Origin of the sequence: Nocardioides aquiterrae, assembly GCF_039526625.1 — a bacterium.
GTDB lineage: Bacteria > Actinomycetota > Actinomycetes > Propionibacteriales > Nocardioidaceae > Nocardioides > Nocardioides aquiterrae.
In genome coordinates this window covers 89,214-110,724 of sequence record NZ_BAAAJE010000008.1, presented here as the reverse complement: position 1 = coordinate 110,724, position 21,511 = coordinate 89,214, and the positions used below count along the sequence as shown (strand labels likewise).

Annotated in this window: 20 protein-coding genes; 11 read left to right on the top strand and 9 right to left on the bottom strand. The window is 72.7% G+C overall.

The annotated features are described in order from the left end of the window. Window positions 1-114: 114 nt before the first annotated feature. The 5 genes from mshB to ABD086_RS11565 are packed head-to-tail and all read left to right on the top strand — an operon-like array spanning window position 115 to window position 3,643. A complete protein-coding gene (mshB, locus tag ABD086_RS11585; protein WP_343907684.1) occupies window positions 115-1,023 on the top strand; it encodes an N-acetyl-1-D-myo-inositol-2-amino-2-deoxy-alpha-D-glucopyranoside deacetylase in 909 nt (302 codons plus the stop codon). Further along, the gene (locus tag ABD086_RS11580) at window positions 1,020-1,343 is read left to right on the top strand and encodes a hypothetical protein (RefSeq protein ID WP_343907683.1); all 324 of its coding nucleotides are present in this window, start codon (window positions 1,020-1,022) and stop codon (window positions 1,341-1,343) included. The genes mshB and ABD086_RS11580 overlap by 4 nt, the downstream gene beginning before the upstream one ends. Further along, complete coding sequence (locus ABD086_RS11575) at window positions 1,340-3,046, top strand: VanW family protein (RefSeq protein WP_343907682.1); 1,707 nt, start codon at window positions 1,340-1,342, stop codon at window positions 3,044-3,046. The genes ABD086_RS11580 and ABD086_RS11575 overlap by 4 nt, the downstream gene beginning before the upstream one ends. A gap of 43 nt (window positions 3,047-3,089) precedes the next feature. After that, a complete protein-coding gene (locus tag ABD086_RS11570; protein ID WP_343907681.1) occupies window positions 3,090-3,374 on the top strand; it encodes a type II toxin-antitoxin system Phd/YefM family antitoxin in 285 nt (94 codons plus the stop codon). Next, window positions 3,371-3,643: a type II toxin-antitoxin system RelE family toxin gene (locus tag ABD086_RS11565; protein ID WP_343907680.1), complete on the top strand. Its 273-nt coding sequence runs from the start codon at window positions 3,371-3,373 to the stop codon at window positions 3,641-3,643. The genes ABD086_RS11570 and ABD086_RS11565 overlap by 4 nt, the downstream gene beginning before the upstream one ends. On the opposite strand, the gene ABD086_RS11560 is transcribed toward ABD086_RS11565, so the two are convergent. After that, entirely contained in the window at window positions 3,634-4,188 is a 555-nt protein-coding gene (locus tag ABD086_RS11560; RefSeq protein ID WP_425571600.1) for a DUF6398 domain-containing protein, read from the bottom strand. The two genes, ABD086_RS11565 and ABD086_RS11560, sit on opposite strands and share 10 nt — an antisense overlap. A 1,249-nt stretch (window positions 4,189-5,437) precedes the next feature. Here ABD086_RS11560 and ABD086_RS11555 point away from each other — a divergent pair. After that, window positions 5,438-6,271, top strand: coding sequence for an esterase/lipase family protein (locus ABD086_RS11555; RefSeq protein WP_343907678.1), 834 nt, complete (start codon window positions 5,438-5,440; stop codon window positions 6,269-6,271). On the opposite strand, the gene ABD086_RS11550 is transcribed toward ABD086_RS11555, so the two are convergent. Both ABD086_RS11550 and aspS read right to left on the bottom strand, forming a co-directional pair. After that, window positions 6,249-7,421 (bottom strand): AGE family epimerase/isomerase, encoded by a 1,173-nt coding sequence (locus ABD086_RS11550; RefSeq protein WP_343907677.1) that lies wholly within the window; start codon window positions 7,419-7,421, stop codon window positions 6,249-6,251. The genes ABD086_RS11555 and ABD086_RS11550 overlap by 23 nt on opposite strands. Next, complete coding sequence (aspS, locus tag ABD086_RS11545; protein ID WP_343907676.1) at window positions 7,418-8,701, bottom strand: aspartate--tRNA(Asn) ligase; 1,284 nt, start codon at window positions 8,699-8,701, stop codon at window positions 7,418-7,420. Before aspS ends, ABD086_RS11550 begins: the two co-directional genes overlap by 4 nt. A gap of 188 nt (window positions 8,702-8,889) precedes the next feature. Between aspS and ABD086_RS11540 the strand changes: the two genes are divergently transcribed. Then, window positions 8,890-9,864, top strand: coding sequence for a DUF389 domain-containing protein (locus ABD086_RS11540; RefSeq protein WP_343907675.1), 975 nt, complete (start codon window positions 8,890-8,892; stop codon window positions 9,862-9,864). Here ABD086_RS11540 and ABD086_RS11535 read toward each other — a convergent pair. After that, window positions 9,837-10,757 (bottom strand): GNAT family N-acetyltransferase, encoded by a 921-nt coding sequence (locus tag ABD086_RS11535; RefSeq protein ID WP_343907674.1) that lies wholly within the window; start codon window positions 10,755-10,757, stop codon window positions 9,837-9,839. The two genes, ABD086_RS11540 and ABD086_RS11535, sit on opposite strands and share 28 nt — an antisense overlap. 56 nt (window positions 10,758-10,813) lie before the next feature. Between ABD086_RS11535 and fdxA the strand changes: the two genes are divergently transcribed. Continuing rightward, window positions 10,814-11,140: a ferredoxin gene (gene fdxA / locus ABD086_RS11530; RefSeq protein WP_343907673.1), complete on the top strand. Its 327-nt coding sequence runs from the start codon at window positions 10,814-10,816 to the stop codon at window positions 11,138-11,140. Continuing rightward, complete coding sequence (gene dapC / locus ABD086_RS11525) at window positions 11,140-12,267, top strand: succinyldiaminopimelate transaminase (protein WP_343907687.1); 1,128 nt, start codon at window positions 11,140-11,142, stop codon at window positions 12,265-12,267. The genes fdxA and dapC overlap by 1 nt, the downstream gene beginning before the upstream one ends. 20 nt (window positions 12,268-12,287) lie before the next feature. On the opposite strand, the gene ABD086_RS11520 is transcribed toward dapC, so the two are convergent. The 5 genes from ABD086_RS11520 to ABD086_RS11500 all read right to left on the bottom strand — a co-directional run bounded on the left by ABD086_RS11520 (window position 12,288) and on the right by ABD086_RS11500 (window position 17,133). Then, complete coding sequence (locus ABD086_RS11520; RefSeq protein WP_343907672.1) at window positions 12,288-13,160, bottom strand: DUF559 domain-containing protein; 873 nt, start codon at window positions 13,158-13,160, stop codon at window positions 12,288-12,290. 105 nt (window positions 13,161-13,265) lie between these two features. Continuing rightward, a complete protein-coding gene (locus ABD086_RS11515) occupies window positions 13,266-13,448 on the bottom strand; it encodes a DUF5999 family protein (protein ID WP_343907671.1) in 183 nt (60 codons plus the stop codon). Between the two features lie 191 nt (window positions 13,449-13,639). After that, on the bottom strand, window positions 13,640-14,611 hold the full coding sequence (locus ABD086_RS11510) for a VldE C-terminal domain-containing protein (RefSeq protein ID WP_343907670.1): 972 nt from the start codon (window positions 14,609-14,611) through the stop codon (window positions 13,640-13,642). A gap of 11 nt (window positions 14,612-14,622) precedes the next feature. Beyond that, entirely contained in the window at window positions 14,623-15,573 is a 951-nt protein-coding gene (dapD, locus tag ABD086_RS11505; protein ID WP_343907669.1) for a 2,3,4,5-tetrahydropyridine-2,6-dicarboxylate N-succinyltransferase, read from the bottom strand. Window positions 15,574-15,642: 69 nt separating this feature from the next. Continuing rightward, a complete protein-coding gene (locus ABD086_RS11500) occupies window positions 15,643-17,133 on the bottom strand; it encodes a hypothetical protein (RefSeq protein WP_343907668.1) in 1,491 nt (496 codons plus the stop codon). Between the two features lie 97 nt (window positions 17,134-17,230). On the opposite strand from ABD086_RS11500, the gene ABD086_RS11495 reads away from it, so the two are divergent. Then, window positions 17,231-17,992 carry a hypothetical protein gene (locus tag ABD086_RS11495; RefSeq protein WP_343907667.1) on the top strand — a complete coding sequence of 254 codons (762 nt, stop codon included), beginning with the start codon at window positions 17,231-17,233 and terminating at the stop codon, window positions 17,990-17,992. Window positions 17,993-18,232: 240 nt separating this feature from the next. After that, entirely contained in the window at window positions 18,233-21,406 is a 3,174-nt protein-coding gene (ileS, locus tag ABD086_RS11490) for an isoleucine--tRNA ligase (protein WP_343907666.1), read from the top strand. Window positions 21,407-21,511: the final 105 nt, after the last annotated feature.

Here is a 21,511-nt window from a genome sequence, read left to right as displayed (position 1 = left end):
ACCACTAGTGTCACCGATGTCCTGAGACATATGTGTTACCGATGTCCCCGGACTCGACAGTGGAGGGGGACACACTGTCCGTATGACGTCCCGGGGCCACCCTAGGATCGTCACGTGACCGCCGACCAGCGCCTCCTGCTCGTGCACGCCCATCCCGACGACGAGTCGATCGGCCAGGGCGCCACGATGGCGAAGTACGCCGCGGAGGGCCGCGGCGTCACGCTCGTGACCTGCACCGGCGGGGAGATGGGGGAGATCCTGGTCCCCGAGCTCGCCCACCTCGCCGCCGACCAGGAGGACCGGCTCGGGGAGCACCGCCGCGGGGAGCTCGCCGCCGCGATGCAGGAGCTCGGCGTCACCGACCACCGCTACCTGGGCGGGTTCGGCACCTACCGCGACTCCGGCATGAAGTGGCACGAGGACGGGCACGCCGTCGCCGCGGACGACATCCACGACAACGCCTTCTGGCACGCCGACCTCACCGAGGCCGCCGACCACCTGGTCGCGGTGATCCGCGAGGTGCGCCCGCAGGTGATGGTCACCTACGACCAGTTCGGCGGCTACGGCCACCCCGACCACATCCAGGCCCACCGGGTCGCCACGTACGCCGCCGCGCTGGCCGCCGTCCCGTCGTACCGCAAGGACCTCGGCGAGGCCTGGGACATCGCGAAGATCTACTGGGGCGCGATGTCCGAGACCCGGATGCGCGCCGGCCTCCGCGCGCTCCGCGACGCGGGTGACACGACGTCGTTCGAGGGCATGGACCCCGACGGGCCGCTGCCGTACTTCGTGACCCCCGACGAGGACCTGTCCGCGGTGGTGGACGCCACCGACCACGTCGAGCAGAAGCTCGCCGCGATGCGTGCCCACGCCACCCAGATCGCGATCGACGGCCCGTTCTTCGCGCTGTCCAACAACCTCGGCAACGTCGCCTGGGGCCTGGAGTTCTTCCGGCTCGCCAAGGGCAAGCCGGGCGAGCTGAACGAGGACGGCCTGGAGACCGACCTGTTCGCCGGCCTGTGAGAGTCCTCGCGGCGCTCGGCCTGCTGCTGGCCGGCGCCGCCACGGCCGTCGCAACCGTCGCCCTCCACGAGCTGTGGTGGGGCCTCGGGCTCGCCACGGTCGCGACCGTCGTCGCGGTGCTGGCCCTCCCGCCCGGGTGGTGGTCGCGGCTGGCGTTCGTGGTCGCCTGGGACGCGATGGTCGGCTGGCTCTCGTTCACCCGCCCGGAGGGCGACTACCTGATCGGCCAGGACGTGCAGGGGTACGCCGTGCTCGGCCTCGGGCTGCTGCTGCTCGTCGTGGCGATCGGGACCCTCCCGCGCCCTAGGATGCGGGCGTGAGCAGGGAGAGCGAGGGCGGCAAGGTCGTCCTGCTCATGCTGCTGGCGCTCGTGCTGCTGGCCGGGGCGGCGTACGGCGCGGCGTACCTCGCCGCCGGCGACAAGGTCCCGCGCGGGACCACGGTGGCCGGTGTCGACATCGGCGGCCGCACCCCGCAGCAGGCCGAGGCCGCGCTGCGCGCCGGGCTCGCCGACCGCGAGGACCGGCCGATCACGGTGCGCCTCGAGGGCGAGCAGGTGACCGTCGTCCCGGACGAGGCCGGGCTCTCGGTGGACCACGCCGCCAGCGTCGCGGCCGCCGGCGGGGGGCGGTCGTGGCACCCGGGGCGGCTCTGGGACTACTGGACCGGTGGCGACGACGTGGACCCCGTGGTCGACGTCGACGACGCCGCGTTCGACCGCGCGCTCGACGGCCTGGCCGACCAGGTCGGCACGCCTCCGGTCGACGGCGACGTGGCGTTCACGGGCGGCGAGATCGTGGTCACCGACCCGCGCCCGGGGGAGGGCTTCGACCCCGAGGCCGCCCGTGCGGCGCTGGTCGCGGCGTACCTCGCCGAGCAGCCCGCGGACGTCGAGCTCGAGACCACCACGGTCGAGCCAGAGATCAACGACGACGCGGTCCAGGAGGCGCTCGAGTCGTTCGCGAACCCGGCGATGTCCGCGCCCGTCACGCTGGTCTTCGGCGACTCGCCCGTGACGCTCCACCCGGCCGACTACGCGACGGCGCTCGGCATGCGGGCCGTGGGCGGCGCCCTGGTGCCGGACCTGCGGGAGAGGCGGCTGCTGCGCCTGGTGGACGCCGGCGTCAGCGACGCCGAGCCCGTCGACGCGACCGTGGCCCTGGTCGACGGCCGGCCGGAGGTGGTCCCCGCCAAGCCCGGGGTCAGCTACGAGCCGGACGACGTGACCGCCGCGTTCCTCGAGCTCGTCACCCGCCCCGGCGACCGCCGGATGGAGGTCGCGGCGACGGTCGCCGAGCCGGACTTCACGACCAAGGACGCCCGGGCGCTGAGGATCAAGGAGCGGGTCTCCACGTTCACCACGTACTACCCCTACGCGGAGTACCGGAACATCAACATCGGCCGCGCCGCCGAACTGGTCGACGGCACCGTGCTGAAGCCGGGGGACACGTTCTCGCTCAACGACACCGTCGGCGAGCGGACCCGCGAGAACGGCTTCACCGAGGGCTTCGTCATCAGCGACGGCATCTTCAAGGAGGACCTCGGCGGCGGGGTCTCGCAGCTGGCGACCACGACGTTCAACGCGATGTTCTTCGCCGGCCTGAAGGACGTCGAGCACAAGCCCCACTCCTTCTACATCGACCGCTACCCGGTCGGCCGGGAGGCGACGGTCGCCTGGGGCGCGGTCGACCTGAGGTTCCGGAACGACACGCCGTACGGCGTGCTGATCCACGCCAGCGTCGCGCCCAGCACGCCGTCGCGGCAGGGCGTGGTCACGGTGTCGATGTACTCCACGAAGCACTGGGACATCACGACGAGGACGTCGGACCGGTACAACTACCGCCAGCCGGCGACCCGCACGCTGCGGACGCCGGACTGCTACCCCAACACCGGGTACGCCGGCTTCGACGTCGACGTGTGGCGCTACTTCCGCAAGCCGGGGAGCGACGAGCTGGTGCGCACCGAGAAGTTCCACACGGCGTACACGCCGTCCGACACGGTGATCTGCAAGGAGCCGGCGTGACGCGGGCTGGTCCGGGCGCCAGCTTCTGGTCATACTTGTGACCATGGCGGAGAGCTTGTCCCTCGCAGAGGTGAAGGCACACCTGTCCGAGCTGGTGGGGCGTGTCGGTCGCCAGCACGACCGCGTGACGGTGACGGTGCACGGGCGCCCGTCGGCCGTGCTCCTCTCGCCGGACGACCTCGAGTCGCTCGAGGAGACGATCGCCATCCTCTCCGACCAGGCCGCCCTCCAGCAGCTGTCCGACTCGGAGGCCGAGCTGGCGCGCGGCGAGGGTGAGACGGAGGAGGATCTCGCGGAGGCCATGCGCCGGCGCCGGGCGGGGTCGTGAGCGACGGCCGCTACCGGCTGGTCATCTCACCGACGGCGCGTCGCCAACTCGCCGAGCAGCTGCCGGAGTCGGTGGCCTTCGCTGCCTACGACTTCATCGTCGGTCCGCTGCTGGAGAACCCCCAGCGCGTCGGCAAGCGGCTCCGCCCGCCTCTGGACGACCGCCACAGTGCTCGACGCGGCACCTATCGGGTGATCTACCGCATCGACGATAAGGGTCGCGTCGTCACCGTGGTGGCGGTCATGCGCCGGGCCGACGCCTACCGCTGAGGGTTCTGCGACCAACGGTCCCGGCTCGCGATGATCTCGCTCCGGCGCTGCGAGACGAGCAGGTCGGGAGCACCGAGGTCCATCGACCCGAACTGGTGGTACGGGTCGACCCCGTTCGCGCGGAGCAGCGGCTCGGCCCGCTGGGAGACACTCCCGGACACGCCGAAGTACGCGAGCAGGTCCTGCACGGTCATTCCGGCGCCGTGCCCACCTGCGGTGTCGTTGGCGCGGCAGATCACCCAGGCGACAGCGGCGGCCCCGCGGGCGGTCGAGGCCCGGCGTCGGAAGATCGCGGCGTCGCCCACCGCGGCGCGGCCCAGGAACCGCCGCATCGCCGTGCGGTGCTCCACGTCGAGGTGAGCGTCGGCGAAACCGTCGCAGAGCCCGAGGACCTCCTGCACGACGGGCCGGACGTCGTCCGGCACCCCCGCCCACTCGAACGGCTCGTCCGGCAGGGGGGGCGTCGTCGAGGCGCTGCAGTCGCAACCGGCCGCCCACGGCCCGGTCCAGGCGCTCGAGCATGATCTCGCCGACGGACAGGTCATCGGGATCGGGTCCGAACATGCCGGCGAGTAGGGCGGTCGGCCCCTGCAGCCGGGCCGACCGGATCGTGCGCTGGTAGCCCGCCTCGTAGAGGTCGACCGCGGCCAGCGTCTCCTCGGTGAGGGCCGGACTGATCCCCACGCGGTCGTGGGCGTAGCGGATGAAGGCCCTCAGGAGCTCGGGAAGCTTCGCCAGGTACGCCGCCTCGTCGACGATCTTGCGCGGGAACCAGTCGTTGAGCAGCATCTCGACGGTGACGGCGCTCCAACGCAACGGGTCGCCGTTGGCGTAGTCCGTGCCGAACCACAGCAGGCTGTCGAGCAGGTCGCGCTGGTCCTCGCCGTCGAGGGGAGCACCGAAGCGGGATGCGAAAAAGTCCGCGGCGATCCCCGCCTTCTCGCGATCGGTCCACTCCTTGCGCTCCGGCGCCGTGCCGCCGTCGGGCAGCAGGCGCAGCAGCCACTCGACCACCGGTCGGCACATCGGCCAGCTCTCCGACGTCAACGGCGGGTAGACCCGCGCCCCGTGGTCGATCGCCCCCGCGACGGTCGCGCGGGCCGACGCAGGATCGGTCCGGGTCAGCGACTGCTCCGGTTGCTCGATGGTGGTTCCGAGCTTGAGCACGACGTCCTCGAGCGGTTCCCCGATGAGGAACGCGTCCTTCACCACGGTGCCGAGGTTGTGGTCCACGTACACCAGCGCGGAGACGGCATGTCCCGAGGCGAGCACCACGCCGAAGAGGTAGTCGTCGCCGTCGCCGAGCACGTGGGTCAGGAACCACACGTCCGGCTCGACCCGCACCCGGTCGAGCTCGGACAGCCACGCGGGCATCGGGTGGCGACGGCGCTCCAGCTCCGCCCCGATCCGCGCCGCGAGGTCCGCGTCGGGAACCAGGACCCGGAGCACCGAGAGCGCCGCGGTCGTCTCGGCGTACGGCGTCTCGATGAACGACTCCACCAGCTCGTGGAGCGTCATCCCCGGCTCCTGGCGCCGGAACGGGTCGCGGTTGCGCGGATCCGTCGCCTCCACGATCCCGGCGACGGTCATCAGCAGGTCGACCGGCTCGTCGGAGCGCAGGGCCCGGCGCAGCGTCTGGAACAGCGGTTGGTCCTCGGCGCGCTCGTGGGAGCGCGGGGCGGCGGGTCGGCGCCGCTGCGGCTGTCGGCCCCGGTTGTGCCTCTTCGACATGCCGCCGAGCGTATGGTTCCCGGACCCTCCGTGACGAGGTCGGCGACCGCTCGTTGGCGGGTCATGCGCCGTCTGCTGCCCGCCCTGCTCGTCCCGCTGCTGGTCGTCCTCGGCCTGACCTCGGTGGCCCAGCCCGCCGGCGCGGACGGCGTACCGCTGCCGACCAACCCGTTCGGCGAGCCGACCGGCGCCAACGACTGGTCCTGCACGCCGACCGCGGCGCGGCCCGAGCCGGTCGTGATCGTGCACGGCACGTTCGGCGACCGGAAGAGCCTGCTCGACGACCTGTCGGCGGCCATGGTGGACGACGGCTTCTGCGTCTTCTCGCTCGACTACGGCAACCGCGGCACCCAGGACATCCGGAAGTCCGCCCGGCAGCTGAAGAGGTTCGTCGCGAAGGTCCTCGACGCGACCGGCGCCGCGAAGGTGTCGATGGTCGGGCACTCGCAGGGCGGCATGATGCCGCGGTACTACGTGAAGTTCCTCGGCGGCGACGCGTACGTCGACGACCTGGTCGGCCTCTCGCCGTCCAACCACGGCACCACGGTCGTGGGCAGCTCCGACAACCCCCTCACCGGCGGCTTCTGCACCTCGTGCAACCAGCAGGCCGCGGGCTCGCCGTTCCTGACCAGGCTCAACGCCGGCGACGAGACGCCCGGCGACGTCAGCTACACCCAGATCACCACGAGGTACGACGAGGTCGTGGTGCCCTACACGTCGGCGTACCTCGCGGAGGGCCCGCGGACCACGAACGTCACCATCCAGGACTCCTGCTCGGCCGACACCGCCGAGCACGTGTTCATCCCGATGAGCCGCACCGCGATCCAGTGGGTGCTGAACGCGCTCGAGCGGCCCGGTCCGGCGGACCCGGGCTTCACCCCCGCCTGCGCTCCCTGAGCGCCGCCGCGAACGGCGGCCAGACCGGCAGCCGTGGCCCGAGGGTCGCCTGGAAGGCGTGGTAGACGTCCGGCTTCCCGGCCCAGGTGCCGGCCGCGGGCCGGTTGTCCGGGCCGAGCTCGTGGTGCCACGACCCGGCCGCGCGGTCGAGCAGGTGCTGGTCGGCGTACGCCCACCAGTGCTCCGCGCAGACCGCGTACATCGGGTCGCCGGTGACCGCGTGCAGGGTCGCCGCGGCCGCGAGCGCCTCGGTGACCACCCAGTGCATCCGCTGGCGCACGACCGGTGCGCCGTCCCAGTCGACGGTGTAGACGAAGCCCGCGGCGCCGTCGACCGCCCAGCCCTCGCGCACGCCGGCGTCGAACAGCGCCACCGCGTCGTCGAGCATCCACGGCGGCGCCGCCGGCCCGAGCGCCGCGCGCAGTGAGAGCGTCAGCCGGCTCCACTCGAACCAGTGCCCGATCGTCGCGCCGTACGGCCGGAACGGGTGCGCCGGCTCGTCCCGGTGGTAGTCGGGGAGCGGCCGCCACGAGGCGTCGAAATGCTCCGGGATCCGCCAGCGGTTCGACCGCGCGAAGCCGTGCACCACGCGGGTCACGATCCGCGCCGCGCGGTCCACCTCGCCGACGGCGAGCAGCGCCTCGACCCAGTGCATGTTGGCGTTCACGCCGCGGTAGTCGTCGAGCACCGACCAGGACTCGTCCCACTCCTCGACGACCATCCCGGCCTCGTCGTCCCAGAAGCGCCGGTCCAGCACGTCCAGCGCGTCCGCCAGCAACCCGTCCGCATCCGGCCGGCCGGCGGCCGCCGCCGAGGACGCGGCGAGCACCACGAACGCGTGCTCGTACGCCGTCTTCGACCGCGTCACCGGCCCGTCCGGCCCGACCGCGGCGTACCACCCGCCGTGGACGGGGTCGCGGAACCGAGTGGTCAGCGCCGCGACCCCGTGGTCGACGAGCTCGCCGGCCCACGGGTGACCGAGCAGGTGGGCGAGCGCGAACACGTGCGTCATCCGGCAGGTGATCCACAGCTCCACCGGCCGGTCCGGCTCCAGGCGGCCGTCGTCGGACAGCCACCCGAAGCCGCCGTCGGGATGCACCGACCCGCGCGCGAACGCGAGCAGCCGCTCGCCCTCCTCCGCCAGGTTCATGGCGTGAGCCTATGGAGGTCGCGCGGGAAGAGGGTCACCTCCCGGATGTTGGCGACGCCGGTCAGCCGCGCGGTCCACCGCTCCAGCCCGATCGCGAACCCGCCGTGCGGCGGCATCCCGTGCTCGAACGCCTGCAGGTACGACGCGTACGCCGCCGGGTCCTCGCCGCGCGCGCGGATCGCGGCACGGTACGACGACGGCGTGTGCAGGCGCTGCCCGCCGGTGACCAGCTCGAGCCCGCGGAACAGCAGGTCGAAGCTGTTGCTCCAGCGGTCGTCGTCCGGCTGGGGGTGCGTGTAGAACGGCCGCTTCGCCATCGGGTAGCCCTCGACGGCGACGAAGTCGCTGCCGTGCGTCTCCAGCGCCCACTCACCCAGGGCGCGCTCGTGCTCCGGCGCCAGGTCGGGCTCGTCCTCCGGCGCGCCGACCAGAGCCAGCGCGTCGCGGAAGTGCAGGACCGGGATCTCGTCGGGGACCACCGGCACCTGGGCGCCGGTCAGCGCGACCGCGCCGGCGGCGTGCTCGTGGACGGCGTCGGTCATGCCGGCGACCACGTCCCGGAGCACCCGCAGCACGTCGCGGTGGTCCTGGATGAAGCCGAGCTCGGCGTCCAGCGAGACGTACTCCGCCAGGTGCCGCACCGTGTCGTGCGGCTCGGCGCGGAACACCGGCCCGACCTCGTAGACGCGCTCGAAGACGCCGACCAGCTGCTGCTTGTAGAACTGCGGGCTCTGGGCCAGGTACGCCGGCCGGCCGAAGTAGTCGACCTCGAAGACGTTCGCGCCGGACTCGGTGGCCGACGCCACGAACTTCGGCGTCTGGATCTCGGTGAAGCCGAGCCGGTCCAACGTGGCCCGGAAGCCGCGCAGCGACGCGGCGGCGAGCTCCCACCTGGCGCGCTGCGCGGGGTGTCGCCAGGTCACCGGGGCGTGGTCGAGCAGCGTCGGCAGGCCGACGTTCACGGTCGGCCGCCAGAGCTCGATCGGCGGGGTGGCCGCGGGCTCGGTCAGTGGCGTGATGACCGGGTCGGTGACCTCGACGCCGCCGGGCGCCTGGGCGTTCGCGGTCGCCGTACCGACCACTTCGACGGTCGTCTCCTCGGGCGGGACGGACCCCTCGCGGACGACGACCTGGGCCAGCCCGCTCCGGTCCCGGACGACCAGGAACGTCACCGCGGACAGCTCGCGGCGGCGGTGGACCCACCCCTGCAGGCGGACGGTGGATCCGGGGGTGGCGGTGGGCAGGTCGGCGCAGAGCGTTCTCAGGGGTGTGCGTTGCATGGTTACCTCCAGTCGGCGTGAAGCCCTGGAGGTGTGGGCGGGGGCCAGATCGCGGTGCCACCACACCTTCGCCGACAAGAGCGCCGGCCTCTCGTCGGTACGCCGGACGCGCGGGGCCCGTCGCTCCACCGGAGAGTGGGAGGTTCGTCAGGCCTCTCGGGCGCCGCTCCCAGCGTACGCTGCGGCCCGTGGTCGTGCACTTCCGATTGACCTCGCCGCACCGGCTCACCCCCGGGGTCGTCGCGGTGCTGCGCGACCGTCCGTGGATCACCAACGTCACCCTCCAGGAGGGTGCCGTGATCCAGCCGCCCGGCGACCTCCTCGAGTGCGACGTCGCCCGGGAGAAGGCCGGCGAGCTGCTGCGCGAGCTCGACCGGCTCGGCCTCTGCGCCGAGGGCGGCATCGTGGTGACGACGCCGACCGGGACGCCGTTCGAGCGCGCCCGGCAGCTGGAGGCCGCGGCGCCCGGCCACCCCGACGACGCGGTGATCTGGGAGGCGGTCGAGGCCCAGGCGGAGGCGGGTGCCGTGCCGACGGTCTCCTACCTGGTGTTCCTGCTGATCGCGGTGGCGCTGGCCTCGATCGCGGTGATCACGGACTCCGCGGTGCTGGTGGTCGGCGCGATGGTGGTGGGGCCGGAGTTCAGCGCGGTGGCGGCGGCCAGCGCCGGGGTCGCGCTGCGACGCCCCCGCCTGTTCGTCCAGGGCCTGCGCCTGTTGGTCTACTCGTTCGCGTTCGCGATCGCGGTCATCGCGGCGCTGGCGTTCGTCGCGCACCTCGCCGGGCTGGTCACGACCGCCGACGTCACCGCGCCCAGGCCGAGCACCGGGTTCATCTGGCACCCGGACGCGTGGTCGGTGATCGTCGCCCTGCTCGCCGGCACCGCGGGCGCACTGGCGCTCGCTCTGTCCAAGACCGCCACCATGGTCGGCGTCTTCATCAGCGTGACCACCGTGCCCGCCGCCGGCAACCTGGCGCTCGGCCTCGCGGTGTGGGACCGCGGGGAGATCACCGGCTCGGCCGCCCAGCTCGGCATCAACATCGGCTGCATGGTGCTCGCGGGCGCCGTCGTCCTGGTCCTGATGCGGCGGTTCTGGGTCCGGGTCACCGCGCTGTCGGAGCGGTTCTTCGGGCGTCAGTCGGATCTGGGCGGCGCCAGGTAGCGGTACGGGTGGTGGGTCGTGAAGCCCAGCCGCTCGTACAGCGCCAGCGCCGGAGCGTTGTCGCCGAGCACCTGCAGGTACGCCGTGGTCGCGCCGCGCTCGGCACCCCAGTCCAGCAGCGCCGCCATCACGGCCAGGGCGAGCCCCTGCCGCCGGTGGGCCGGGTCGACGTGGATGCCGCGGAACCCGACCCAGTCGTCGGCGTACGCCGCCACCCCGCTCGCGCGCTCGCCGATCCGCACGGTGACGAGGTCGCCCTGCTCGTCGAGCACCGGTGGTCGAGCCTGTCGAGACCCCCGCAGCCTGCGCGCGACCTGGGCCACCGACGCCAGCTGGAACAGCGTGTCCGCGTCCCCGCTCTCGGCCACCCAGCCGTGCCCGCGGAACATGGCGTCCTCGTCGGAGTCGGGGAGCACGGCCGCGATCGGCCGTCCGGTGCGAGGGGCGTAGAAGTCGACCACCCGGTCGTAGGCGTCGGTGACTCCGGAGGGCCCCAGGGCGAGCACGGAGTTCGCGCGCCGCGCGGTCGAGGTGGGGGAGTGGCGGAGCACCCAGTCGCCGAGCGGCTCGGTGTCGAGGTCCGGCCAGAGCGCGAGCGCCCGGAGCTGGGCGCCCTGGGGGCTGACCCGGTGCCGGGTCGAGGGCCGCGGGGGCACCGGCTTGCCGGACACGATGTCGGCCGTCGCGATCACCACGGGCGGGCCGTCGACGGGCTGCACGACGCAGCTGCCGTCCGACCACGCCGTACACACCCCGAGCAGGTCCGTGAACGCCGGCCCGCCGGTCGGCCCGGTCTCGCCGCGCAGGATCCGGCGGACCACGACCCGCTGCCCGACGACGTGCGGACCGAGCCCGTGCTGGTTCACATACTGGGGGTCTGCCGACTCGGACACCCCCGGGATACTAGGCTGTTCGCGAGCACCTGCTCCCGTGATCTCAGGAGGAATCGGTGACCTACGTCATCTCCCAGCCGTGCGTCGACGTGAAGGACCGTGCCTGTGTCGACGAGTGCCCTGTCGACTGCATCTACGAGGGCAAGCGGATGCTCTACATCCACCCGGACGAGTGCGTGGACTGTGGCGCGTGCGAGCCGGTCTGCCCGGTCGAGGCGATCTTCTACGAGGACGACACGCCGGAGCAGTGGAAGGAGTACTACGACGCCAACGTGCACTTCTTCGACGACCTCGGCTCGCCGGGCGGCGCCGCCAAGATGGGCGAGATCGACCACGACCACCCGATGATCGCCGCGCTGCCGCCGCAGAACCAGGACCACTGATCACGCGCGAGACGGTCTCCGGCCGGCTCCCGGACTTCCCCTGGGACCACCTGCTCGAGCACGGGGAGCGGGCCCGGTCGCATCCCGACGGCATCGTCGACCTGTCGGTCGGCACGCCGGTCGACCCGACCCCCGAGGTCGTGCAGGAGGCGCTGCGCGGCGCCGCGGACTCGCCCGGCTACCCGCTGACGGTGGGCCGCGTCGACACCCGCCAGGCGTGCATCGACTGGCTGGAGCGCCGGCACGGCGTGACCGGGCTGTCGCTGGGCGCCGTGCTGCCGGTGATCGGCTCGAAGGAGCTGATCGCCTCGATGCCGGGCCACCTGGGCCTCGGCCCCGGGGACCTGATCGCCTACCCCGAGCTGGCCTACCCGACGTACGAGGTGGGCACGGTGCTCGCCGGCGCGACCCCGGTGGCCCGGGACTCGCTGACGTCGTTCGGGCCCGAGGTGCCGGCGCTGCTGTGGTTGAACTCGCCGTCGAACCCCACCGGCCGGGTGCTGCCCGCCGAGCACCTGAAGAAGGTCGTCGACTGGTGCCGCGAGCGCGGCACGATCCTGGTCTCCGACGAGTGCTACCTGGAGTGCGCCTGGGAGACCACGCCGGTCTCGGTGCTGCACCCCTCGGTCTGCGGCGGCTCGCACGACGGCATCCTCGCCGTGCACTCCCTGTCGAAGCGCTCCAACCTGGCCGGCTACCGCTGCGCGTTCGTCGCCGGCGACCCCGCGCTGGTCGGCGAGCTGCTCGCCGTCCGCAAGAACCTCGGCCTCCAGATGCCCGGCCCCCAGCAGGTGGCCATGCAGGCGGCGCTCGAGGACGACGCGCACGTGGTCGAGCAGCACGCCCGGTACGCCGCGCGCCGCGCCAAGCTGCGCGAGGCGCTGGAGTCGGCGGGGTTCCGCATCGACCACTCCGAGGCGTCGCTCTACCTGTGGGCACGGCGTCTGATCGACGGGGGGGACGAGGACTGCTGGGACACGGTCTCCTGGCTCGCCGACCGCGGGATCCTGGTCGCCCCGGGCGCCTTCTACGGCCGGGCCGGCACCCGCCACGTGCGGGTCGCGTTCACCGCGACCGACGAGCGGGTGGACGCCGCGGTCGCGCGGCTCGGAGACCAACGGGCGTAACGGCAGTTCCAGCGAGCCGGTCAGGCGGCGGGAGACGGTCCGAAGGGCCCTTGCGCCCGTTGGTGTACGACGGCTTGGAGCACGGCCCGCACGTGCTCGGCGTCGTGCATGACGTGCTCCCAGGCGAAACGGAGCACCAGCCAGCCGTCGGCGACGAGCAAGTTGTAGCGCCGGGCGTCACGGGCGAGAGCCGCCCGGTCGCCGTGCCACTCGAACGAGTCGGCTTCGACCGCGATCCGCAGGTCGCGGTCGACCAGGTCCGGGCGGCACCACGGCCGGGTGGACGTGATCAGCAGCTGCGGCTCCACGTGCAGGCCGTCCACGCCCAGAGCGATCGATCGCAGCACGGACTCGAACGGGTTCGCAGCCTCGGCTCGGGCCAGGGAAGCGACGCTCCGCACCTGCCGGCTGCCCGGACCGCGAGCGGTGGCAGCGGCCTGGCGGAGCGAGACCTCGTCCCCCGAACGCATCGCGGAGTCGGCGATGGCCAGGGCCTCGTCGAAAGGTAGGCGGCGCAGGCAGTGGATCAGCGTGGCGGTCTTGTCGAGGGCGATCGTGCCCGGCGGATCGTCGAGGTAGTGCACGTGCACGCCGCGCCGATGCTCGGTCGGCACCTTGCGGTTGCGGGGGACCGCGACGTGAGGGTGGTCCGGGACGGTCTTGACGGCCCACCCGTGGTGCAGGGCGGCGCTGGTCAGGCAGAGCGCCCCCGTCAACCGGTGCGCGGCGGCGACGGCCTCGCCGAGCTCCGGGAGGGCGTACCGCCCCCGGGCGACGGCTTCGACGACGCCGACTGCGAGCGCGTGGTCGACGGCGCGTCGGCCGACGACGGCCAGGAGCGCCGAGCGGGTGGCGACTCCACCCAGCTCGCGCAGCAGCTCAGCAACCTCCACGCCAGGGAGCGTTCCCGGCTCACGAGGTCAGACGAGGTTGTCCACAGGCTCAGCGGTGACGGATCCACGCGGCCGCGATGTCGCTGAGACGGATCGGCGGGTGGTTCAGGCGCTCAGCGTCAGGACGTGGTCGTGCCCGTCGGGGGTCAGGTAGTGGCCGTCGTCGAAGAGGATCAGGCCGTTGCAGAGCCGGCACCAGCCCTGGTCGTGCAGGTGGTCGGACACCACGTGGGCGCTGCAGCAGTCCGCTGCCTCGATGTCCGGGCATCCCGGGGTGTGGTTGCACATCGTCGTCGTACCTCCTGCTGTCAGATTTCCGTAGTCCCCCGACCCGAAAACCTGGTCTGGTCCGGTCTGTGGACAGTCCATGGCCTTGCTGGTGTGTGCCCAGCATCACTCCCGATCGACCGGAAGGCCCGCGTTCTTCGGAGAAACACGCCGCGGATTCGGCAGGAGCCCGGATGAACTCCGGCGCCGGCTCAGTCGAAGACGTCGACGTGCACGTGGTCGCGGTGCTCGAGGATCAGCCGGCTGCCGGCACGCTCGGGCGGGTCGTAGTCGCGCCAGCCGTCGCCGGAGCGGTCGCCCGAAGTCCAGATCCGGTCGTCGAAGATGACGTGTTCGACGCCGAGCCGGTCCGCCATCGCCACGAGGTACTGCGCGATCGCCCAGCCGCGGACCTTGTTCTCCGGGCTGACCGGCCGCACGAACACGTCGACGGCGCGGCCGTCGTAGTGCGCGGACCCCTCCATGTGCCCGGTGGTGACGCCCCCGGGCGCGAAGCCGCCCATCGGCGGGCTGCCGAACAGGTCGCCCACCTCGCGCCGTACGACGTCCGCGCGGTGGGTCAGCCCGGCGGCGGTGAGCTTGTCGCGCTCCGGCGCCGGCGTGCGGTCGATCCGGCAGCTGAACGCGTGCGGGGAGTTGCCGGTGAGGGCGGACGCGAGGACCCGGGCGTCGGCCTCGTGGTCGGCGTACGCCTCGGGGAACCCGGACCGCTGCACCTCCTGCGCGGCCACGGTGACCCGCATGCCCTCGTAGCCGTCGACCTTCTCCAACGCGTCGTAGAAGGCGTTGGTCGCGTAGTACGGGTCCGTCACCTGCGCCCGCGTGCCCCAGCCCTGCGACGGCCGCTGCTGGAACAGGCCGGCCGAGTCGCGGTCGCCGGTCTCGAGGTTGTAGAGCTTGGACTCCTGGTACGCCGTCGCGAGCGCGATCGTCGCCGCGCGGGCCGGCATCCCGCGGCCCACCGACACCGCGGTGATCAGCGCGGCGTTCTCGGCCTGCTCCGGAGTGAGCGTGACCGTGCGCCCGCTCACGGTCGCGGTGCACTCGTCGGGCTGGAAGAGCGGCGACACGTCGCCGAGCAGGTCGTGCACGCCGTACCCGACCGCGGCCGCGACGCCGACACCGGCGAGCGCGACCAGCGCAGCGCCGGTGCGGAACCTCATGCGGACAAGTGTCAGTTGGCGTGCAAGGCCGCGTTCAGCGCGATGCCCTCGCTCTTCCACGGCACCGCCTCGATCGCGCCGGTGACCGAGTTGCGGCGGAACAGCACGTTGCTCGCGCCCGAGAGCTCGAGCGCCTTGACGACCTTCGGGCCGACGCCGTCGGCCGGGTCGTGGACGGTGACCTTGGTGCCGGCGGTGACGTAGCAGCCCGCCTCCACGACGCAGTCGTCGCCGAGCGAGATGCCCAGGCCGGCGTTCGCGCCGAGCAGGCACCGCTTCCCGATCGAGATGACCTGCTTGCCGCCGCCGGAGAGCGTGCCCATGATCGAGGCGCCGCCGCCGATGTCGGACCCGTCGCCGACGACCACGCCCGCCGAGATCCGGCCCTCGACCATCGAGGCTCCGAGCGTGCCGGCGTTGTAGTTGACGAAGCCCTCGTGCATCACCGTGGTGCCCTCGGCGAGGTGGGCGCCGAGCCGGACCCGGTCGGCGTCGGCGATGCGGACGCCGGTGGGCAGGACGTAGTCGACCATCCGGGGGAACTTGTCCACGCCGAAGACGGTCAGGTGCCGGCCGTTGGCGCGCAGCCGGGCGCGGGTCGACTCGAAGCCCTCGACCGCGCAGGCGCCGGCGCTGGTCCACACGACGTTGGTGAGCAGCCCGAAGATGCCCTCGAGGTTGATCGAGTGCGGGGTGACCAGGCGCGCCGACAGCAGGTGCAGCCGCAGCCAGACGTCCTCGGTGGTGGCCGGCGGCGCCTGCAGGTCCGCGATCTCGACCAGCAGCACGTCGCGGGTGACGCCGCGGTCCTTGTCGGTGCCCTGGAGGTCGCCGAGCTCGCCCGGGCACACGGCGTCGCCCGGCTTCGCGCCGAGCGCGGGGGAGGGGAACCAGACATCGAGGACCGTGCCGTTGCCGTCGAGGGTGGCCAGGCCGAATCCCCAGGCCTTCTGATCAGTCACGGCAGGAGAGCCTAGTTGGCGCGCCCGGCCGGCCACCGACCCGTCCGGCGGTCGTCCGGGCAACCGGGTTCAGGCCGGCACGTGCCGGGCCACTCGGATCGCCCGGGAGACCGCCGCGAAGGTCCCGACCCCGGCGGTGCGGGCGACGTACCAACGCCACGCCGGTCCCCGCCCCGCGAGCCAGTAGTCGCGCCGCAGGACGCGGTCCGGCCATCGCTGGTGCCGTCCCGCGGCGAAGGCGACCAGGGTGGGCCGGGCGCGCGCGATCCAGTGTGCGTAGCCCGACAGTCCTCCCGGCCAGCTCGCCTGGAGGTAGCGGTCCATCGGCTCGTCGAAGACCTGGTACGGCGTCGGGTTGGTGCGGCCGGCCAGCGCGAGCACCTCGGGTGCGTTGATCGAGAGCAGCGTGGCGCCCGTCGGCGCTGCGGCGAGCACGGCGCGCACGTCGGCACGCTCGCGCTCGAGCCCGTCGCTGCGGGTGCCGACGGCCACCGCGGTCGCGGCCAGCACGGCCGCCAGGGTCACCGACGCGACGACGACCCGGCCGAGCGGCTCGGTCAGCCGCCGCGCTCCCGCGGTCACGACCGCCGCGACGCCGAGCGCGGCGAACGGCAGCAGCACGAACAGGTCGGGCGGGCCGTTGATGACCGCGACCGTCCAGACCGTCGCGGCCAGGCCGGCGGCACCGCAGACCAGCAGCGGCGGGTCCTGTCGCCGGGCCCGCGCCGCCAGGCCGACCAGGGCGACCAGGCCGAGGGGCACCAGCAGCACCGATGCGTGGTAGGACCGCCACAGGAAGGTCCAGGTCACGCCCGGCTGGGTCAGCAGCGACGGCTGCCGCGTGTACTCGGCGTTGACCACGACGAAGCCCTCCACCGCGGTCTGCAGGTCGCCGCGGAGCGCGAACCACGCGGCGAACAGCGCCGTCGTCGCCACCCCGCCGCCGACGAACGCGAGACCGGCCCGGACCCGGCCGCCCCGGGCGCCGGTCGCCGCCGCCACCGCGGCCGCCACGGCCACGACCAGCACCGGCTGCCAGGTCAGGGTGGCGAGCGCGGTCGTGACCCCCGCCGCGGCCCAGCGCCTGCGCGTGAGCAGCAGCAGGGTCGCGAGCATCAGCAGGACCATCGCGGTCTTCTCCCGCGGCCCGTCGGACGCCAGCGCGGAGAAGTCCTGGAAGGTGAGGAGCACCGCCGCGGCGGCGAACCCGGCCCCGCGGGAGCCGAGGACGTCGCGCGCCAGCAGGAACAGCGCGACGCAGCACCCGGCGGCCAGCACGACGAACAGGTGCCGCTCCGCGCTCACCGGACCGATGCCCAGGTGCGCGCCGGCCCAGATCGCCAGCCCGGGAAGGGCGTCGGAGAGCGGGCCGACCGAGTTGAAGATCCCGGCGTACGGCGGCACGCCGTGCGCGACGTGCTCGCCGCCGTAGGTGAAGACGCCGAGGTCGCGGTCGAGCGGGCCGTCGAACCCGTGCAGCGCGAAGACGACGAGGGCGACCACCCCGACGGTCAGGCAGTCGGTCGCCGTCGTGACCCGCGTGGACCGGCCGGCGCTCACGGTCCGAGCGTCCTCCTCGCGCCTGAAGGACCGATGAACGCCGGGTCGAATTCGTCCGTGAACGCACGGGACCGGGTTACCGTCGAGCATGCTGGCCATGCACACTGCCGTCGTCGCTTCAGGCGTGGTCGCCGCGGGACTCCTCGCCGCACCGCCGGCGAGTGCGGACGCCTACGTGCGGTGGACCTACGACAGCCGACCGGCGGGCATGCCGGCCACGGCCGACCCCGCACGCACCCTCGACTCCGCCCGCGCCACGGTCCGGAAGCACTCCGGGGAGGCCCGCGTCGAGGCCACGGTCCGGCTCGCGGCGACGCCCCAGGCGTCGGACGACGAGGTGCACCTGGTGCTCGGCTCCGTCGACGACACCGGCGCCTGCGTCCCGGACGCGGACGTGTCCGCGCCGGTGGACGACTCGGCGACCGTCGACATCGACGCCGCCGTGCCGTCCCTGATCCAGGACCACCCGTGCTCCTACGTGACGGTGGTCGACCCGGCCTCGAGCACCGCCCTCGACCGGCTCGACGGCTGGAACGACGGCGTGGTGATCGTCGACCCGGCGCTACCCCTCACCGTGCGGTCGGGAGGTCACCACCGTCTGCCCGTGGACCGGTGGTCGTACGTCGTCGTCGGCGTGGAACTCCCGGAGCACGCGTCCCGCCTCCGGCTGACCGGCGAGCACACGCCTGGCCTGCGGGCCCGGCCCGTCGTCGCGCGCGACCTCGACGCCGGGCACTACCGGTTCCGGCTGCCGGTGCAGCTCGGCGTGCACCGCCGGCAGTGGCTCACGGTGCACGGTCACGCGGTGGGCCCGCGGCCCGGCCACAGCACGGTCAGGATCCGGGTGGTCCCGCGCTGATTCCGATTGGCGGGGCATCGATCCCACGCCGTACGCTTGCGGTACAGGCGTCCGAGCCGTCATCAGCGGCGAGCCTCCGGAAGAACAGCACTCCGGTGCCCAGTAGAACCGGACGGGTAGGCCCGTCACAGCCGTGAACGAGCGGTCGCTCCCCGGAGCGGCAACTGAGGTGGTACCGCGGCTCCCTGCGCTGGGCAGGGTGTCGTCCTCAACGTGACGACGAGCCACAGGAGACCACCGATGAGCTACCCGAAGAACGACTCCGGCAGCGTGCCCTCGAGCCCGCGCTTCCCGGAGATCGAGGAGCGCATCCTCGCGTTCTGGGAGCAGGACGGCACCTTCCAGGCCAGCGTCGAGCAGCGCGACCCCGGCGTGAACGGGGACAACGAGTTCGTCTTCTACGACGGCCCGCCGTTCGCCAACGGCCTCCCGCACTACGGCCACCTGCTGACCGGCTACGTCAAGGACCTGATCCCGCGCTACCAGACCATGCGCGGCAAGCGGGTCGAGCGCCGGTTCGGCTGGGACACCCACGGCCTGCCCGCCGAGCTGGAGGCGATGCGCCTCAAGGGCATCAAGACCACCGACGAGATCCTCGAGATCGGCATCGAGGCGTTCAACGAGGCCTGCCGCCAGTCGGTGCTGATGTACACCGACGAGTGGCGCGAGTACGTCACCCGCCAGGCCCGCTGGGTGGACTTCGACCACGACTACAAGACGATGGACCCCGACTACATGGAGTCGGTGATCTGGGCCTTCAAGGAGCTCTACGACAAGGGCCTGGTCTACGAGGGCTTCCGGGTGCTGCCCTACTGCTGGAACGACGAGACCCCGCTGTCCAACCACGAGCTGCGGATGGACGACGACGTCTACCAGAGCCGCCAGGACCCGGCGGTCACGGTCGGGTACGAGATCACGACCCCCGGCGACTTCGAGGGCGTCAAGCTGCTCATCTGGACGACGACCCCGTGGACGCTGCCCAGCAACCTCGCGGTGATGGTCGGCGAGGACATCGACTACGTCGTGGTGGACGTGGACGGCGTCCGCTACCTGATCGCCGAGGCCCGGCTGGCGGCGTACGCGCGCGAGCTCGGCGAGAGCCCCGAGGTCACCTGGCGCGGCGTCGGCGCCGACCTGGTCGGGCTGGTCTACGACCCGCCGTTCACCTACTACCGCGGGCACGAGCGGGCGTTCCGCGTCGTGCCGGCCGAGTTCGTGACCACCACCGACGGCACCGGCCTGGTCCACACCGCGGGCGCCTTCGGTGAGGACGACAAGGTCGTCACCGACCGGGAGGGCATCGAGGCGGTGATGCCGGTCGGCAAGGACGGCCGGTTCACGTACCCGGTGACGGAGTACGAGGGCATGCTGGTCTTCGACGCCAACCCGCACATCATCGAGGACCTCAAGTCGCACGGCGGCGCCGTCACGCCCGGCACGGTGCTGCTGCGCCGGGAGACCTACGAGCACAGCTACCCGCACTGCTGGCGCTGCCGCGAGCCCCTGATCTACAAGGGCGTCTCGTCGTGGTTCGTCGAGGTGACCGCGTTCAAGCAGCGGATGCTCGAGCTCAACCAGCAGATCAACTGGGTGCCCGACCACATCAAGGACGGCCAGTTCGGCAAGTGGCTCGAGAACGCCCGCGACTGGTCGATCACCCGCAACCGGTTCTGGGGCAGCCCGGTGCCGGTGTGGAAGAGCGACGACCCGACGTACCCCCGCCTCGACGTCTACGGCTCGTTCGAGGAGCTCGAGCGCGACTTCGGCGCGATGCCCCGCGACCGCGAGGGCAACCCGGACCTGCACCGCCCGTTCGTGGACGAGCTGACCCGGCCCAACCCCGACGACCCCACCGGGAAGTCGACCATGCGCCGGGTGCCCGACGTGCTCGACGTGTGGTTCGACTCCGGCTCGATGTCGTTCGCGCAGGTGCACGTGCCGTTCGAGAACGCCGACTGGTTCGCGCACCACTTCCCGGCCGACTTCATCGTCGAGTACATCGGCCAGACCCGCGGCTGGTTCTACACGCTGCACATCCTGGCCACCAGCCTCTTCGACCGGCCGGCGTTCGAGAACTGCATCAGCCACGGCATCGTGCTGGGCTCGGACGGCAACAAGATGTCGAAGTCGCTGCGCAACTACCCCGACGTGCGCGAGGTGTTCGACCGCGACGGCGCCGACGCGATGCGCTGGTTCCTCATGTCCTCGCCGATCCTGCGCGGCGGCAACCTGGTCGTCACCGAGCAGGGCATCCGCGACTCGGTGCGGCAGGTGCTGATCCCGCTGTGGAACAGCTGGTACTTCTTCCAGCTGTACGCCAACGCCCACGACGGCGGGCGGGGCTACGACGCGACGCACCGCACGGACTCCACGGACCCGCTGGACCGCTACATCCTCGCCAAGTGCCGCGACTTCGTCGACGAGATGACGGTGGCGCTGGACGGGTACGCCGTGGCCGACGCGTGCGACGCGACGCGCTCGTTCCTCGACGTGCTCACCAACTGGTACATCCGACGGTCGCGTGACCGCTTCTGGGAGGGCGACGCCGACGGGTTCGACACGCTCTACTCGGTGCTCGAGACCGTGTGTCGCGTGACCGCGCCGCTGCTGCCGCTGACGACCGAGGAGGTCTGGCGCGGGCTCACGGGCGGCCGCTCGGTGCACCTGACCGACTGGCCGTCGGTCGACGAGCTGCCGGACGACGAGAAGCTGGTCGCCGCGATGGACAAGGTCCGCGAGGTCGCCTCGGCGGCGTCCGCGCTGCGCAAGGCCGCCAACCTGCGCAACCGGCTGCCGCTCCAGTCGCTGACCGTCGTCGTCCCGGACCCGGCCGCGCTGGCGGGCTTCGAGGCGATCATCCGCGACGAGGTCAACGTGAAGACGGTCCGGCTGCTGTCGGTCGACTCCGAGGAGGCGGCGACGTACGGCGTCGAGCAGAAGCTCACCGTCAACGCCCGCGCCGCCGGACCGCGTCTCGGCAAGGACGTGCAGACCGCGATCAAGGGCGCGAAGTCCGGCGACTGGTCGGTGGCCGACGACGGCACCGTCACCGCGGGCGGCCTGGTCCTCCAGGACGGCGAGTTCACGCTCGAGACCGTCGCCGGCTCGGCCGACGGCGGGACGGCGACCGGCATGCTGCGCAGCGGCGGCTTCGTCGTCCTCGACACCGAGGTGACGCCCGAGCTCGCCGCCGAGGGCCTGGCCCGCGACCTGGTCCGCCAGGTCCAGCAGGCGCGCCGCGACGCCGGCCTCGAGGTCTCCGACCGGATCGCGCTCACCATCGCCGGGCCGGACGAGGTGGTCGCCGCGGCCACCACGCACCGCGACCTGATCGCCGGCGAGACCCTGGCGACGTCGTACGACGTGGTCCCGGCCGACGGCCCCGAGCCGACCGTGACGGTGACCAAGGCCTGAAGTCGCGGGACGTCATGCGTCCGGAGCCGTCGAGGGCTCCCGGCGCATGACGTCCCGCGGCCGGCTGTCCACAGCCTCGCCCGACGCGCTGGCGAACGGCCGGCC

What these genes read in the sequence shown, in the direction of transcription:
- ABD086_RS11570 (WP_343907681.1), top strand. Translation starts at nt 3,090, where the DNA reads ATGGCGGAGAGCTTGTCCCTCGCAGAGGTGAAGGCACACCTGTCCGAG.
- ABD086_RS11560 (WP_425571600.1), bottom strand. Translation starts at nt 4,188, where the DNA reads ATGACCTGTCCGTCGGCGAGATCATGCTCGAGCGCCTGGACCGGGCCG.
- ABD086_RS11555 (WP_343907678.1), top strand. Translation starts at nt 5,438, where the DNA reads ATGCGCCGTCTGCTGCCCGCCCTGCTCGTCCCGCTGCTGGTCGTCCTC.
- ABD086_RS11550 (WP_343907677.1), bottom strand. Translation starts at nt 7,421, where the DNA reads ATGAACCTGGCGGAGGAGGGCGAGCGGCTGCTCGCGTTCGCGCGCGGG.
- aspS (WP_343907676.1), bottom strand. Translation starts at nt 8,701, where the DNA reads ATGCAACGCACACCCCTGAGAACGCTCTGCGCCGACCTGCCCACCGCC.
- ABD086_RS11515 (WP_343907671.1), bottom strand. Translation starts at nt 13,448, where the DNA reads ATGTGCAACCACACCCCGGGATGCCCGGACATCGAGGCAGCGGACTGC.
- ABD086_RS11510 (WP_343907670.1), bottom strand. Translation starts at nt 14,611, where the DNA reads ATGAGGTTCCGCACCGGCGCTGCGCTGGTCGCGCTCGCCGGTGTCGGC.
- ABD086_RS11495 (WP_343907667.1), top strand. Translation starts at nt 17,231, where the DNA reads ATGCACACTGCCGTCGTCGCTTCAGGCGTGGTCGCCGCGGGACTCCTC.
- ileS (WP_343907666.1), top strand. Translation starts at nt 18,233, where the DNA reads ATGAGCTACCCGAAGAACGACTCCGGCAGCGTGCCCTCGAGCCCGCGC.